Genomic DNA, 15019 nt, shown 5'->3' with positions numbered 1-15019 from the left:
GCGTCCGGGAGGAAGGCGGCGGGGCGGAAAGGCGGCAGGAAGGGCCCGCCGATCCGCATCAGTGGCGCAGGACGCCGTCCCCGTGCGTCGCTATGTGGGTCTCCAGGGCCTGGAGTGCCCGCTGCGTGGCGTCCGGGGAACCGCTGCCGTGCCGCTCCGCGTAGTACGCCGCGCCCAGCTTCTTCAGCAGATCGCTGCCGGCCCGCTGGGTCTGTACCTCGTCGAGCTTCTGCTTGCCCTGAACGAGGCCGCGCTGCGCCTGCTCCCTGGCGCGGTCGAGAAAGCCTGCCATGACGTCTCCCGTCGTCGAGTGGATCGAGTCGAGTGGATCGAGTGGTGGGTCGGAGAGTGGATCGTGCGTCGAATGATCGAAGGGCCCGTCACGTGAGCAAACGGATGGCCGGATCTTGGAGTTCCCCATCCGCCGATCATTTGAGTGGCGCCCTGGCAAGGTCCCTCAGTGTGCCCGGCCGGATGAAGATCCAATCCCCCTCTTTCGGGTAATAGCACCATCACGCTCCGTGCTGGAAGGCTTGCCCGCGAGATCAGCGCACGACCGGGAGGACAGTCCGTTATGTCGGTAGGCGATGAGGTTCAGGCGCAGCAGGACAGGCCGCAGCAGAGTCTCGGCCCCTCGGCCGCGCGGAACCTGGCCACGACCACCAAGTCCGCACCCCAGATGCAGGAGATCAGCTCCCGCTGGGTGCTGCGGATGCTGCCGTGGGTGGACGTTCAGGGCGGTACATACCGGGTGAACCGGCGGCTCAGTTACGCGGTCGGCGACGGCCGCATCACCTTTGTGAAGACCGGCGACGAGGTCACCGTCATCCCGGCGGAGCTGGGCGAACTGCCGGCCCTGCGGTCGTACGAGGACGACGAGGTGCTGGGAGAGCTGGCCCGCCGCTGCCGGCAGCGGGAGCTCGCACCCGGCACCGTGCTCGCCGAGTTCGGCAGCCCCGCCGACGAGGTGTTCCTGCTCGCCCACGGCAAGGTGGAGAAGATCGGCACGGGGCCGTACGGGGACGACGCGGTCCTCGAAGTCCTCGCCGACGGGGCGTACTTCGGTGACCAGGCGCTCCTCGACCCGGACGCCATCTGGGAGTACACGGCGCGCGCGGTCACCGCGTGCACCGTTCTGACCCTGCCCCGTCACGCTCTCGACCAGATCGCCGAGCGTTCCGACTCCCTGCGCGAGCACCTCCAGCGGCAGCGATCCATCCCCGCACAGCGCACCAACAAGTACGGCGAGAAGGAGATCGAGCTCGCCGCCGGCCACAGCGGCGAGCCGGACATCCCGCACACGTTCGTCGACTACGAGGCCGCGCCGCGCGAGTACGAACTGAGCGTCGCCCAGACCGTGCTGCGCGTCCACACGCGCGTGGCCGACCTCTACAACCAGCCGATGAACCAGACGGAGCAGCAACTCCGGCTGACGGTCGAAGCCTTGAAAGAGCGCCAGGAGCACGAGCTCATCAACAACCGTGAGTTCGGGCTGCTGAACAACTGCGACTACGACCAGCGGCTGCAGCCTCACGACGGTGTGCCCAGCCCGGACGACATGGACGAACTGCTCAGTCGGCGGCGCGGATCCAAGCTGTTCCTCGCCCACCCGCGGGCGATCGCCGCGTTCGGCCGCGAGTGCAACAGGCGCGGGCTCGTGCCGGAGAGCGTCGAGATCGCGGGCAACCGAATCCCCACCTGGCGCGGCGTTCCGATCTTCCCGTGCAACAAGATCCCGGTCAGCGACGCCCGGACGACGTCCATCATCTGCATGCGTACCGGAGAGGAGGAGCAAGGCGTCATCGGGCTCCGGCAGTCGGGTATCCCGGACGAGATCGAGCCGAGCCTGTCCGTACGGTTCATGGGCATCAACGAGCAGGCGATCATCAAATACCTGGTGACGGCCTACTACTCGGCGGCGGTCCTCGTACCCGACGCGCTCGGCGTCCTGGAGAACGTCGAGATCGGCCGCTGGAGGTGACGACCGCGGTCCGCACCCCGTGTCTGCGTCGTCCGGGGCGGGCACACCCCGTGTGTACGCGCCCGGCGGAAGCGGAAGCCCCGCAGTCCGCACACTCTCCAAGGCGATCCCATGGGTGAGTTCACGACGGAAATGAGTCAGGGGCCGACCGAGATCCTGGAAGGGCCGAGCCCCGTCGCGAGTGCCATGCGTCCGACGGTCCCGGCCGACCCGGTGGGCAAAGCCGACTCGGTGGGCAAAGCCGACCAGGTGGGCCCGGCCGCCCCGGAAGGCGCGGCTGATGCAGAAGGTTCGGGGGGTGCAGACGGCCGGGGAGGCTCAGAAGGTTCGACGGGTTCCGCAGGCCCGGTGCGCCCCGCCGGTGAGGTGAGACCCGCCGGTTCGGCGGGCACCGCGGGGGACATCGGGCGGCAGAACTCGTCGGGCGCCTTCGACGGGCAGGAGGCGGCGGGGGTCCTGGAGTGGGCGCGGGCGTCGGTCGACCCCGAGTTGCGCCGGGCCGTCGCGTCGCTGCCCGGCCAGATACGCCGGATCGCGCGCTACCACTTCGGCTGGGAGCACGCGGACGGCACACCGGCCACGGGCAACGCGGGCAAGGCCATACGCCCCGCGCTCGTGCTGGCCGCGTCCGCGGCGCTCGGAGGGCCGCAGTCGGACGCCGTACGGGCCGCGGCGGCGGTGGAGCTGGTGCACAACTTCACCCTGCTGCACGACGACGTGATGGACCGGGACGCCACCCGCAGGCACCGGCCCACCGCGTGGGCCGTGTTCGGCGACGCCGACGCGATCCTGGCCGGGGACGCCCTGCAGGCCCTGGCCCAGCGACTGCTCGCCGAGGACCCGCACCCGGCGTCCAAAGTGGCCGCCGCCCGGCTCGCCGACTGCGTCGTCGAGCTGTGTGCGGGCCAGCAGGCGGACACGGCCATGGAGCGCCGCGGCCCCGACGAGGTCACCCTCGACGAGGTGCTCGCCATGGCCGAGGCCAAGACGGGCGCGCTGCTCGGGTGCGCCTGCGCGCTGGGCGGGCTGTACGCGGGGGCCGGGGAGGAGGACGTGGAGGCGCTGGACGCGTTCGGCCGAGAGGCCGGACTCGCCTTCCAGCTCATCGACGACGTGATCGGCATCTGGGGCGACCCGAGGCGCACCGGCAAGCCGGCCGGGGCGGACCTCATGGCCCGCAAGAAGTCGCTCCCCGTGGTCGCCGCACTCGCCTCCGGCACCCCGGCGGCCGCCGAACTCGCCGAGCTGTACGGCCTGCCGCACGAGGAGGGGGACACGGAGACACTCGAGCGCACGGTTCTCGCGGTGGAGCGGGCGGGCGGACGTGACTGGGCCCAGGGGCAGGCGGCCGACCGTATGTCCCGGGCGATGCACGAGCTGTCCCGCGCGGTCCCGGACCCCGCGGCGGCGGGCGCACTTCTCGCACTGGCCGAGTTCGTGACGCGGCGCACCGCCTGAGCACCTCGTCGGCGCAGGAAGGACCCCGGAGTCACCGGTCCCGTGCCGACCTGACCCGCACGGCATCGGTGGCTCCGGCCAGGGCGGGTCCCGCGCATCCCCACGGTGCGCGGGACCCGCCCACCCCAGGTCCGCCCCAGGTCCGCCGGTCACTGTCGGACGTACCGACTACGCTGCAACTGCCCTATGGCCAAGGGGAGTTGTGGAGGAACAGGGTATGGGCGTGGTCATTCGTACGGCGGACGAAGGCGACCGGGAGCCGGTCACGCGGCTGCTCGACCGGGCGTTCCGGGACGACCCGGTGAGCGTCTGGGTCTTCCCCGGCGCGGAGGACCGCCGGACCCGGCATCCCGGGCTGATGGCCGCCTTCGTCGACATCGTGCTGGCGGCGGGCCGCATCGACGTCACCGAGGACGGCACGGCCTGCGCGCTGTGGATGTCCGTTCCCGCGGAGGAGGCCCAGAAGGGCCCGGAGGGCGAGCAGGGCGGGGACGACGGGCCCGCTCTGGTGCGCGAGGCGGTGGACCCGGACAACGAGCGCATCGAGCTGGTGGGCCGGCTGACCGGCGAGATCCACCCGTCGGGACGCGCGCACGAGTACCTGTGGCTGATCGCGGTCGCCCCCGAGCGCCAGGGGCAGGGCCTTGGCGCGGCCCTCGTCCAGCCCGTCCTCGACCGCTGCGACCGCGAGGGCGTCCCGGCCTACCTGGAGGCGAGCAACCCGCGCAGCCGCGCGCTGTACGAGCGGCTCGGCTTCGCCTTCTCGGGCCGTACGGTCGACCTCCCGGACGGCCCGCGGATGTGGCCGATGTGGCGCGAACCCCGGAATCAGGGATAACCCCGGTACGGAGGGGAGCTCCCGGTCCCGTCCCGCAATACCCTGAGGACATGGGCAGAGATGAGCACGTCTGTCCCGTCTGCGGACAGCCCGTGGCCACGGTGGTACGGCGGCACAAGACGCTCGGCGCCTATGTGCCCGTCTGGGGTCCCGGCCCGTGCCGGAACCCGGAGTGCAAGGCGTACGTCGAGGATGCCGACGAGGCCTCCCGGGACAGACCTGGAGAGGCGGCGGCGAGGAGCACCACGGGCAGGCCTCCGGAGGAAGCCGCGAAGTAGTCACGCACACGCACTCCGCTGCGCCCGGGAGCAGGGCGCCGTTCGGAAATCCCCCATGTGGCGGTGCGGAGAAGCGCGGGGCGGTTCCGACGTCTCCAGTGGGAGCCGTCCAGCCCGGGCGGCGGCACCGCTAGAAGCCGAAGGAGCGGACGCATGAAGTACCTGGTGATGATTCAGGGCACGCAGGCGGAATACGAGGGCATGCGGGGCAAGGTGTCCCCCGGCGCTCCGGCCTGGAGCGAGGAGGACGTACAGGCCATGTACGCCTTCATGGGCGCGCTCAACGAGGACCTCTCCAAGGCCGGGGAGCTGGTGGACGGACAGGGGCTCGCCGAGCCCGCGCGGGCCCGGTCGGTCCTTCTCGGTGAGGACGGCAAGCCCGTGGTCACCGACGGCGCCCCCGACGCGACGGCGGTGACACTCGCCGGTTACTGGGTCCTGGACTGCGACAGCCTCGACCGGGTCACGGAGATCGCCGAGCGCATCCTGCAGTGCCCCGGCCCCGAGGGGATGGCCGTCCACCCGGTGGTGATCCGGCCCATCCTGGACGGCGCGGCGGACATGTGAGCCGTCCCGTACCGGCGTACGACGCTCCGCGCCGACCCCAGGGCCCCTGTGCCCGTGCCGGTGGGACGTTACCCGGCGGCGGGCAGTCCGCCCGTCTCCGGGTCGCGGCCCGTCAGGCAGTAGGTGCCGCCCGCGGGGTCCCGCATCACCGTCCAGCGGGCGCCGTGGGCGACGAACGTGGCGCCCAGATCCTCGTGGCGGGCCCGTACGGCGTCGACGTCCGCGCAGGCGAGGTCGAGGTGGGCGGAGCCGGGACGGTCGGTGTCCAGGCGCTGGAGAAGGATGCGCAGAGGCAGGCCGGCGGGCGGCTTCAGCACATGGAACTCCGGGAGCGAGCCCGGCAGTGACTCCCAGCCCGTGAGGTCGGTCCAGAAGGCGACCTCGGTGGCGAACGCGGCGGGTGCCACGTCGAGGCACACCTGGTCCAGGCGGCTCCCCTCGACCACCGGCGGCCGTACGGACTCCCCGTGCCACGGCACCGCGCAGAACAGCCGGCCGCCGGGGGAGCGCAGGACGGCCCAGCCGTCGTGCGGGGCGACGACCTCGGCGCCCAGCCGCACCGCCGTGTCGACCAGGGCCGATACGTCCTCGACGGCGAGGTCGAGGTGGGCGCCGCCGACCCCCTCCTCGACCCCTTGCGCCTTCACACAGGCGTCGCCCCCGTCGGGCAGCAGGGTCACGAACTCGTCCCGCTCGCCGCGGGAGCCGGACAGTTTGGTCCCCGTGACCGCCGTCCAGAAGTCGCACGCCTGCCCGAAGCGTTCCGCCGGCCTGTCGACGAAGGCGTAGGCCCACCGGATCGCTTCCCCACGGACCACCCCGGTCTGGGCCTGCTCCTGGGCCGCCCCCGCCCGTGACACTTCGCTCATGCGCGCCGCTCCCTCTCGTACGGGTGTGAACGGGGCGTACCGTCTCCCGAACGGCCGATTCGCGCAACGCTGTTTTACTGGGCGGACGCCCAGGCCCGGCCTCCCCGGCCGCCCACCGCGCAGTCTCTGCCCGGACATGCTCCGGAACACGCGCCCCCCCACGCACTCGTGGCGGCTCAGGCCCCCGGCGGTCCCTGAACCGCAGCAGATTCCCCCCACGCACGTGCCCGGTACGCGCTCGGGGTCTCACCCACCACTCGGTGAAGCGAAATCCCGCAGCTCAGCGGCGGGTTCTCTGGCACGATGCCGGACATGCGCCCAACTCCGGAACCCGTCGAGCAGGCCGCGCGCCTGGTGGCCACCCGTTACCCGGACGCCCTCGCGGCCGTGCTCGGCGGCTCCACGGCCCGCGGCCGTACGACGCCCACCAGCGACCTGGACATCGCCGTCCTGCTCCCGGAAGGCTCGGTGACACGGCGCGAGACGGTCCGCCACGGGGCGCGTACGGCGGAGGTGTTCCTGCACACGCCCACCACGGTGGAGGAGTTCTTCGCGTCGGACACGAGGAGCCGTCGCGGCACCATGCTGTTCATCTACGCCGAGTCGCTTCCCGTCCACGACCCGGACGGCCGTGCCGCCGCCCTCGTCGCCCGGGCCCGCGAGCTGCTGTCCGCGGGCCCGGCCCCGCCGGCCCCGCAGGATCTCGAAGGAGCGCGGTACGGCCTCACGGATCTTCTGGAAGACCTCGTCGACACGACCGACCGCCATGAACAGCTCGCCGTGGCCGACCGTGTGCTGCGGGACGCCGCCGATCTCCTCACGGCCCACCGCAACGCCTGGACCGGCGGCGGCAAATGGCTCCCCCGCCGCCTGCTGGCCGCCGACCCGATCCTCGGACGCGCACTCCTCGACGGCCACCTCGCGGTCGCCGAACACGCCGACCCGGTCCCCCTCGCCACCGCCGCGCAGACCGTTCTGACCCTCGTGGGCGGCCCGTTGCGCGACGGCTACGCCAGCACCTGGACGGGGACGCGCTGACGTGGGATTTACCGGTGGGACCTGGCATGTGACGGCCCATGACGGGACCGTGCTCGGGGACATCAGGATCGAGGAGGCCGACTTCCCCTGGCTGCGCGGACGGTTCACCGCCCGGCCGGGCTTCGAGGAGGTACGGCCCCTCTTCGCGCACGAGTCGGCGCTGCTCGACCGGATCGACGAGGCGGAAGAGGAGTGGGAGGCGGCCTACGAGGCCATCAGAAGGGCCGTGCTCCTCGTCGCGCCCGAGCACCCGGTCGCCGAGTTCCTGCTGCACATCGAGGGAGACCAGGCGTGGTTCCGGTGGAGCGAGCAGCCGTTCGAGGACGAGTGAGCACGGCGGGAACGCGCGGGACGGCGGTGACCCTGGAACGACCGCACCCGGACCGCCATGGACGCCGTGTTCGGCGGCCTGCGGACCGGGTGCGGACAGGGAGACGGTGCAACCAAGGCGGTTGTACGTCACAGGGCATGATTCAGGATCAGGCCTTCTTGGTCTCCCAGAAAATCTTGTCGATCTGGGCGATGTAGTCGAGCGCCTTCTGACCGGTCGCCGGGTCGGTCGACCCCTTCGCGGCCGAGAGGGCCTTGAGGGCGTCGTTGACCAGCTGGTGCAGCTCCGGGTACTTCTCGAAGTGCGGCGGCTTGAAGTAGTCGCTCCAGAGCACCGAGACATGGTGCTTGGCGAGCTCGGCGCGCTGCTCCTTGATGGTGGTGGCACGCGCCTGGAAGTGCGGGTCGTCGTTGCCGGCCATCTTCTCCTGGATGGCCTTGACCGACTCCGCCTCGATACGGGCCTGGGCCGGGTCGTACACGCCGCAGGGGAGGTCGCAGTGGGCGCTGACCTTGACCTTGGGGGCGAACAGGCGGGAAAGCATGGAGCAATCCTTCCTCGTGATCGTCTTCTCAGGTGGGACATTACTCCCTGCGGGAGGGGTTTTAGCGAGTGCCCCCATGGGCTTAGGACAAAAGTCCGGGGTGTAGAGGCGAGCGGGAGTAAGTACGGACGGCCTCGGCTGTCCGGTCCGGCGGTGCCCGGCATCGGACGCTGAGCGGTGAGGCCCGGTACAAGACCGCACTCCCGCTCAGTCGGTAGGAACGGTGAGACTGGACTGTGGAGGATCGGATCGGGGAGGTGCCGGCGATGCCGGAGCTGTCGCAGGAGACCGAGCGGGGGAGGGCCGTTCTGCCCTTCGGGGTGGCCGAGGTGACGGGACCGTCCATGGTGCCCACGCTCCGGCACGGGGACCGGCTGGTCGTGCACTACGGGGCGCGGGTCAGGGTCGGTGACGTGGTCGTCCTGCTCCATCCCTTCCAGCAGGACCTGCTCGTGGTGAAGCGGGCCGCCGAGCGGCGTGAGGGCGGCTGGTGGGTGCTCGGCGACAATCCGTACGCCGGCGGGGACAGCACCGACTACGGCGCCGTGCCGGACGAACTCGTGCTCGGCAAGGTGCGGTTCCGGTACCGTCCCCGGCCCGACGGTCAGCGCTCGCCGTTCGCGCTCGTCCGCTGGGCGCTCTTCGCCGCCCGGCCCGTGCTCGCCGACCGGTCCGCCTCCAGGCGCTTGCGGGCCCGGTAGGCGGCCACGTTGGCGCGGGTCGCGCAGCGGTCCGAGCAGTAGCGCCGGGAGCGGTTCGTGGAGGTGTCGAGGTAGGCGTTGCGGCACGGCGCCGCCTCGCACAGGCCCAGCCGGTCCACCCCGTACTCGGTGAGGTGGAACGCCAGCCCCATCGCGGCGATGGCGGCGTAGCCCGCGGTCGCGTTCGACGGGTGGTCCGCCAGGTGCATGTGCCACAGCGGGCGCCCGTCGTCGTCGCGGAAGTCGTGGCCGGCGATCTGCGGGCTCACGGGGAATTCCAGGAGGAGTGAGTTCAGCAGGTCCACGGCGAGTGTCTCGTCGCCGGTGTCCGCCGCCTCGAAGACCGCGCGCAGCCGGCCCCGGACCGAGCGGAAGCGGGTCACGTCCGCGTCGGTGGCGCGGCGGGCCGCCGACTGGTTGCCACCGAAGAGATCGCGGACGGCCTCCACCGAGGTGAGCGTGTCCGTGCCCCGGACCGGCTCCTCCGTGTTGACGAGACGGACCGCGTAATCCGAGTAATAGGCCAGTTCCACTTGTAGTCCTTACAGGGGCGCTCTATTGTCGTGCGGGCGGAGAGGTAATGACTGACTGCGCTTTCAGGGTATTACGGGGCGCGGTAACGGCGTAGGGATGAAAGGGGCTCCCATGACCATCACCACCGGAACCGACTGGCAGGCCTGGCAGGAGAGCTGGGACCGGCAGCAGGAGTGGTACCTGCCGGACCGCGAGGAGCGGTTCCGGGTGATGCTGGACATGGTCGAGGCCTTCGCCGGCCCCGAACCCCGTGTCCTCGATCTCGCCTGCGGCACGGGAAGTATCACGGCCAGGCTGCTCGCGCGGTTCCCGAAGGCCACCAGTACCGGTGTCGACCTCGACCCGGCCCTCCTCGCGATCGCCGAGGGCACCTTCGGGACCGACGACCGGGTCTCCCTGGTGACGGCCGACCTGAAGGACCCCGCATGGGTGACCCGGCTGCCGTACGACACGTACGACGCCGTGCTGACCGCCACCGCCCTGCACTGGCTGCCCACCGAACCCCTCGCGGCCCTCTACGGTCAGGTCGCGGAGCTGGTCCGCGACGGCGGTGTCTTCCTGAATGCGGACCACATGATCGACGAGAGCACGCCCCGGATCAACGCGGCGGAGCGCGCGCAGCGGCACGCCCGTATGGATCAGGCCAAGCGGGAGGGCGTCGTCGACTGGGCCGCATGGTGGCGGCTGGCCGCCCAGGACCCCGTTCTCGCCGAACCCACGGCCCGCCGCTTCGAGATCTACGGCGACCACGCGGACGGCGATTTCCACTCGGTCGAGTGGCACGCGCGGACACTGTGCGAGAAGGGCTTCGCGGAGGCCCGGCCGGTGTGGCGCTCGCCCGCGGACGCGCTGGTGCTGGCCCTCAAGTAGCCGCGGCTCGCTGGAGGACGCGGCAGGGGCGGTACGGGAATCCCGTACCGCCCCTTCTCACATGTACCGTCAGCGCACCTTCGTGCCCGTCAGAGCACCTTCGACAGGAACGACTGCGTCCGCTCGTGCTGCGGGTTCGTCAGGACGTCGCGCGGGTTGCCGGACTCGACGACCACACCGCCGTCCATGAAGACGAGGCTGTCGCCGACCTCGCGGGCGAAGCCCATCTCGTGGGTGACGACGACCATCGTCATCCCGGACTCGGCGAGGTCGCGCATGACGTCGAGCACGTCACCGACCAGCTCCGGGTCGAGCGCCGAGGTCGGCTCGTCGAAGAGCATCAGCTTCGGGTCCATCGCGAGGGCCCGGGCGATGGCCACGCGCTGCTGCTGGCCGCCGGAGAGCTGGGTCGGGTAGTTGCCCGCCTTGTCGGCGAGGCCGACGCGCTCCAGCAGCTGCATGGCCCGCTCCCTGGCCTGGCCCTTGTTGACGCCCTTGACCTGGACCGGCGCCTCGATGACGTTCTCCAGGGCCGTCATGTGCGGGAACAGGTTGAACCGCTGGAAGACCATGCCGATGTCGCGGCGCTTGCGGGCGACCTCGCTGTCCTTGAGCTCGTACAGCTTGTCGCCCTTCTGGCGGTAGCCGACCAGCTCGCCGTCCACGTACAGCCGGCCGCCGTTGATCTTCTCCAGGTGGTTGATGCACCGCAGGAAGGTCGACTTGCCGGAGCCCGAGGGGCCGATGAGGCAGAAGACCTCGCCGGTCCTCACCTCCAGGTCGATGCCCTTGAGGACCTCGACGGAGCCGTACGACTTGTGGATGCCCTCGGCCTTGACCATGGGCCGGGCGGACCCCGCGTCCTGGGTGGCCGGGCCCCCGGAGGGCTGCTGCGTCACGTCCGTCATACCGTGACTCCCTTCGGGCGGCGCGCGGGCAGGACGGCGGCCTTGAAGCGCTGGATGGGGGTCGGGGGCAGCGTGCGGGTCGAGCCGCGCGCGTAGTACCGCTCCAGGTAGTACTGGCCGATGCTGAAGAGCGTCGTCATGATCAGGTACCAGGCGGCGGCGAGGAAGAACATCTCCACCGTGGCGCTCGCGTTCTGGCCGATGTCCTGCGCCTGCTTGAACAGGTCGGCGAACTGAACCGCCGAGACAAGGGACGTGGTCTTCAGCATGTTGATGACCTCGTTGCCCGTCGGCGGGACGATCACCCGCATCGCCTGCGGGATGACGATCCGGCGCAGCGTCCTGGAGTGGCTCATGCCGAGCGCGTGCGCGGCCTCGGCCTGTCCCTCGTCGACGGAGAGCAGACCGGCGCGGCAGATCTCCGCCATGTACGCGGCCTCGTTGAGACCGAGCCCGAGCAGCGCCGTGAGCAGCGGCGTCATGAAGACCGACCAGTAGTCCTTGTAGATCGGACCCAGGTTGATGTACTCGAAGACCAGTCCCAGGTTGAACCAGACGAACAGCTGGACCAGCACCGGCGTACCGCGGAAGAACCAGATGTAGAACCAGGCGATCGACGAGGTCACCGGGTTCTTCGACAGGCGCATCACCGCGAGCACGATGCCGCCCACGACGCCGATCACCATGGAGAGCACGGTGAGCAGGAGGGTGTTCAGGACGCCGTCGATGATGCGGTCGTCGAAGAAGTACTCGGGGATCGCGCCCCAGTTGATGTTGCCTTGCGCGAAGGCGTAGATGATCGCGCCGAGGAGGCCGAGCGCGATGGCCGCGGACACGTAGCGCCCGGGGTGCCGGACCGGTATGGCCTTGATGGCCTGCGGTCCGGCGGCGGGCGTCGGGTCGGCGGGACCGTCCGTCTTGCTGACGTCAACAGTCACGGGTGGAGCCTTTCAGGGCCGAATCGAGCCGGGTCGCGACGGCTCGGCCCGATTCGGGTCGGTGAGGGGTGGGTCGGGCCGGTCGGAGCCGGCCGGATGGAGCGTGCCGGGGGTCAGGAACCGCCGTTGACCTTGGCCTCGGTGATCGCGCCGTCCTCGACGCCCCACTTCTCGATGATCTTCTTGTACTCGCCGTTGTCGATGATCGCCTGGACCGCCGCCTGCAGCGCGTCCCGCAGCTCGGTGCTGGTCTTGGGCACGGCGATCCCGTACGGGCCGGCCTCGACCTGGTCGCCGACGATCTCGAAGGACTTGCCGCCGCCCGCGTTCTTCACGGAGTACGCGGCGATCGGGAAGTCGGCGGAGACGACGTCGGCGCCCTTGGAGCGCATACGGGTCTCGGCCTCGGGGTTGGTGGCGAAGTCCTCGATCTTGAGGTCCTTCTTGCCGTCGTCCTTGCACTTCTTCGCCTGGTCCTTGGCCAGGTCGTGCGAGAAGGTGTTCCGCTGCACGGCCATCGTCTTGCCGCACAGGTCGTCCCAGGTCTTGATGTTCTGGGTGTCGCCCTTGTTGGTGTACAGCGAGACACCCGCGGTGAAGTAGTCGACGAAGTCGACGCCGGCGCCGACCTTCTTGCCGGTCTCGGAGTCGACGCCCTCCTGGCGGTCCTTGGTGTCCGTCATGGCCGACATGGCGATGTCGTAGCGCTTGGCGGCGAGACCACCGATGAGCGTGTCGAAGGTGGCGTTCTGGAACTCGAACTTCACGCCGAGCTGCTTGCCGATCGCCTCGGCGATGTCGGGGTCGATACCGACCACCTTGCCGGAGTCGTCCTTGAACTCGACGGGCGCGTAGGCGATGTCGGAGCCGACCCGGATGACCCCCTTGCTGCGGATGTCCGCAGGAAGCTTGTCGGCCAGCGGCGCCGAGCTGGACCCGGAGTCCCCCTCGGGCTTGCTGCCGTTGTCCTTCGTCTGGTCACCGCAGCCGGTGAGCAGCAGGGCGCCCGCTACCGCGATCGCGCCGACCGCAGCTGTCCGGGAGCGCATGGCGGTGGTACGACGGGTGTTGCCTGCGGTCATGGTGGTGTCCTCCGGCGGGGTGGATGTGGAGATACGACGGTTGTGCCGTGGGGTCGACGACAACACACGTCGTCGGGTGTATCGACCTTGTGCGTCGTCGGGTGTATCGACCTTGTGCGATTACGGCATCTTGCCATTCGGACTTGTGCGTTCAGGTGACTCGATATGTCAAAATCGGATAACGGGCAACCCCCGAACCGCCGCAGGACGGGCTATCCGGGCCGGATCCTGTACGGGAATATCCCTATCTGGCCGGAAGATCTTCGGTGCATCTCAGGATGTGATCGGCCTCCGATCGCGCATGCCCGAGGCCTCTGTGTGAGCGTGTGTGACATGTCACGGACGTATCTGCGGAACAGGCATATCGGGGCAAGGGTTACGTCATCGACATGTGACCTTCGCGTGATGGGCTCGTCGCCGATGCCGTCCGTCCGGTAAGAAGGTTCTTTACACCCCTCATCCGGGGCTCAGGGCGCGTGTGCGGCGCGCCCGTCGCGCATCGCCCGTTGCGTATCGGCCATCCGTCCGTGCGTATCGGCCATTCGGCCATCCGTCGTACGTATAGGTCATCAGGGCCATGCGCGGTGCCCGCCCACCCCCTACCGGGAGTGGCCACCCTCAAACAATGAAGACTTAAGGGGTAAACACAACATGGCAGCGGAGATCGTGAATCCTCGCACCGACGGCAGCGGCGCCAGTGCGGACAGGGAGGGCGAGGGCGAGCCCCTCGAATCCTTCGACCCCGCCTTCGCGCTGCACCGCGGCGGCAAGATGGCCGTGCAGTCCACCGTGCCGATCCGGGACAAGGACGACCTGTCCCTCGCGTACACGCCCGGCGTCGCCCGCGTGTGCACCGCCATCGCCGAGCAGCCGGCCCTCGTGCACGACTACACGTGGAAGTCGTCGGTGGTCGCCGTGGTGACGGACGGCACGGCCGTTCTGGGGCTCGGGGACATCGGCCCGGAGGCCTCCCTCCCGGTGATGGAGGGCAAGGCCATCCTGTTCAAGCAGTTCGGCGGCGTCGACGCGGTGCCGATCGCGCTGGACTGCACGGACGTGGACGAGATCGTCGAGACGGTGGTCCGGCTCGCGCCGTCCTTCGGGGGCGTGAACCTGGAGGACATCTCGGCGCCGCGGTGCTTCGAGATCGAGCGGAGGCTGCAGGAGCGGCTGGACATCCCGGTCTTCCACGACGACCAGCACGGTACGGCGGTGGTGACGCTGGCGGCCCTGCGCAACGCCGCGCGGCTGTCCGGGCGTGAGCTGGGAGATCTGCGGGCCGTCATCTCCGGTGCGGGCGCGGCCGGGGTGGCCATCGCGAAGATGCTGCTCGAGGCCGGGCTCGGGGACGTCGCGGTCGCGGACCGCAAGGGCGTCGTCTCCGCGGACCGGGACGATCTGACTCCGGTCAAGCGGGAGCTCGCGGGGATCACGAACAAGGCCGGGCTGTCGGGGTCGCTGGAGGCGGCGCTGGAGGGTGCGGACGTGTTCATCGGGGTCTCCGGCGGTACGGTGCCGGAGCCCGCCGTGGCGTCGATGGCCGAGGGCGCGTTCGTGTTCGCCATGGCCAACCCGAACCCCGAGGTCCATCCGGATGTCGCCCACAAGTACGCGGCGGTGGTCGCGACCGGGCGGTCGGACTTCCCGAACCAGATCAACAACGTGCTGGCGTTCCCCGGCATCTTCGCCGGTGCGCTCCAGGTGCGGGCCTCCCGGATCACCGAGGGCATGAAGCTCGCGGCGGCGGAGGCGCTGGCGGCCGTGGTGGGCGACGACCTCGCGCCCGACTACGTCATCCCGTCCCCCTTCGACGAGCGGGTCGCCCCGGCCGTGACGGCGGCGGTTGCCGCGGCGGCGCGGGCGGAGGGCGTTGCTCGACGCTGAGCTGAGCCGAGCTGAGCCGAGCTGAGCCGAGGGGTCCCGTCCGGGTGGGCGGGGCCCTTTGCTGTGCCTTTTTTCTGGTACGTGGGGGCGGTGCGGTTTCGCTGCGGCGGGCTGTCGGGGCGCGGTCATGCCGGGCCTTGTGTGCGGGCGTATACGGGTTCCCCGGTTCGGGCGATGCCTCTTGGTCGGTCGGTGGGC

The 15019-nt window shown here is 70.3% G+C and carries 17 protein-coding genes; 10 read left to right on the top strand and 7 right to left on the bottom strand.

Annotated elements, in window-relative coordinates; genetic code table 11:
* Positions 1-58: 58 nt before the first annotated feature.
* Entirely contained in the window at positions 59-292 is a 234-nt protein-coding gene (locus FNH04_RS25680) for a hypothetical protein (protein ID WP_152788150.1), read from the bottom strand.
* A 282-nt stretch (positions 293-574) separates the two neighbouring features.
* Between FNH04_RS25680 and FNH04_RS25675 the strand changes: the two genes are divergently transcribed.
* The 5 genes from FNH04_RS25675 (at position 575) to FNH04_RS25655 (ending at position 5122) form a co-directional block, all read left to right on the top strand.
* Entirely contained in the window at positions 575-1981 is a 1407-nt protein-coding gene (locus FNH04_RS25675; protein WP_152788148.1) for a family 2B encapsulin nanocompartment shell protein, read from the top strand.
* Between the two features lie 111 nt (positions 1982-2092).
* Positions 2093-3439 (top strand): family 2 encapsulin nanocompartment cargo protein polyprenyl transferase, encoded by a 1347-nt coding sequence (locus FNH04_RS25670; protein WP_228031617.1) that lies wholly within the window; start codon positions 2093-2095, stop codon positions 3437-3439.
* Between the two features lie 217 nt (positions 3440-3656).
* Positions 3657-4277 (top strand): GNAT family N-acetyltransferase, encoded by a 621-nt coding sequence (locus tag FNH04_RS25665; RefSeq protein WP_152788146.1) that lies wholly within the window; start codon positions 3657-3659, stop codon positions 4275-4277.
* 50 nt (positions 4278-4327) lie between these two features.
* Positions 4328-4555, top strand: a complete 228-nt coding sequence (locus tag FNH04_RS25660; RefSeq protein ID WP_152788144.1) for a hypothetical protein — start codon at positions 4328-4330, stop codon at positions 4553-4555.
* Positions 4556-4708: 153 nt separating this feature from the next.
* Positions 4709-5122 (top strand): YciI family protein, encoded by a 414-nt coding sequence (locus tag FNH04_RS25655; protein ID WP_152788136.1) that lies wholly within the window; start codon positions 4709-4711, stop codon positions 5120-5122.
* 68 nt (positions 5123-5190) lie between these two features.
* Here the strand turns inward: FNH04_RS25655 and FNH04_RS25650 are convergent, their stop codons facing one another.
* Positions 5191-5991 (bottom strand): VOC family protein, encoded by an 801-nt coding sequence (locus FNH04_RS25650; RefSeq protein ID WP_152788134.1) that lies wholly within the window; start codon positions 5989-5991, stop codon positions 5191-5193.
* Positions 5992-6303: 312 nt separating this feature from the next.
* On the opposite strand from FNH04_RS25650, the gene FNH04_RS25645 reads away from it, so the two are divergent.
* Together FNH04_RS25645 and FNH04_RS25640 are read left to right on the top strand one after the other, a co-directional pair.
* On the top strand, positions 6304-7029 hold the full coding sequence (locus FNH04_RS25645; RefSeq protein ID WP_322723849.1) for a nucleotidyltransferase domain-containing protein: 726 nt from the start codon (positions 6304-6306) through the stop codon (positions 7027-7029).
* Between the two features lie 28 nt (positions 7030-7057).
* Positions 7058-7360 carry a hypothetical protein gene (locus FNH04_RS25640; protein WP_322723847.1) on the top strand — a complete coding sequence of 101 codons (303 nt, stop codon included), beginning with the start codon at positions 7058-7060 and terminating at the stop codon, positions 7358-7360.
* A gap of 148 nt (positions 7361-7508) precedes the next feature.
* On the opposite strand, the gene sodN is transcribed toward FNH04_RS25640, so the two are convergent.
* On the bottom strand, positions 7509-7904 hold the full coding sequence (gene sodN / locus FNH04_RS25635; protein ID WP_059416585.1) for a superoxide dismutase, Ni: 396 nt from the start codon (positions 7902-7904) through the stop codon (positions 7509-7511).
* 266 nt (positions 7905-8170) lie between these two features.
* Here sodN and sodX point away from each other — a divergent pair, with 266 nt between their 5' ends.
* Entirely contained in the window at positions 8171-8605 is a 435-nt protein-coding gene (gene sodX / locus FNH04_RS25630) for a nickel-type superoxide dismutase maturation protease (protein WP_152788130.1), read from the top strand.
* Here sodX and FNH04_RS25625 read toward each other — a convergent pair.
* Positions 8509-9138 carry a CGNR zinc finger domain-containing protein gene (locus FNH04_RS25625; protein WP_322723846.1) on the bottom strand — a complete coding sequence of 210 codons (630 nt, stop codon included), beginning with the start codon at positions 9136-9138 and terminating at the stop codon, positions 8509-8511. The genes sodX and FNH04_RS25625 overlap by 97 nt on opposite strands.
* A 112-nt stretch (positions 9139-9250) precedes the next feature.
* Between FNH04_RS25625 and FNH04_RS25620 the strand changes: the two genes are divergently transcribed.
* Complete coding sequence (locus FNH04_RS25620) at positions 9251-10009, top strand: class I SAM-dependent methyltransferase (protein WP_152788128.1); 759 nt, start codon at positions 9251-9253, stop codon at positions 10007-10009.
* A gap of 89 nt (positions 10010-10098) precedes the next feature.
* Here the strand turns inward: FNH04_RS25620 and FNH04_RS25615 are convergent, their stop codons facing one another.
* The 3 genes from FNH04_RS25615 to FNH04_RS25605 all read right to left on the bottom strand — a co-directional run bounded on the left by FNH04_RS25615 (position 10099) and on the right by FNH04_RS25605 (position 12937).
* The gene (locus tag FNH04_RS25615) at positions 10099-10851 is read right to left on the bottom strand and encodes an amino acid ABC transporter ATP-binding protein (RefSeq protein WP_152788152.1); all 753 of its coding nucleotides are present in this window, start codon (positions 10849-10851) and stop codon (positions 10099-10101) included.
* Between the two features lie 62 nt (positions 10852-10913).
* A complete protein-coding gene (locus FNH04_RS25610) occupies positions 10914-11855 on the bottom strand; it encodes an amino acid ABC transporter permease (protein WP_322723844.1) in 942 nt (313 codons plus the stop codon).
* A gap of 113 nt (positions 11856-11968) precedes the next feature.
* Positions 11969-12937: an ABC transporter substrate-binding protein gene (locus FNH04_RS25605; RefSeq protein WP_152788126.1), complete on the bottom strand. Its 969-nt coding sequence runs from the start codon at positions 12935-12937 to the stop codon at positions 11969-11971.
* A gap of 651 nt (positions 12938-13588) precedes the next feature.
* Between FNH04_RS25605 and FNH04_RS25600 the strand changes: the two genes are divergently transcribed.
* Positions 13589-14821, top strand: coding sequence for an NAD(P)-dependent malic enzyme (locus FNH04_RS25600; RefSeq protein ID WP_152788121.1), 1233 nt, complete (start codon positions 13589-13591; stop codon positions 14819-14821).
* Positions 14822-15019: the final 198 nt, after the last annotated feature.

The organism is Streptomyces phyllanthi (genome assembly GCF_009377205.1).
Lineage (GTDB): Bacteria > Actinomycetota > Actinomycetes > Streptomycetales > Streptomycetaceae > Streptomyces > Streptomyces phyllanthi.
This window is presented reverse-complemented; position numbering and strand designations above follow the sequence as displayed.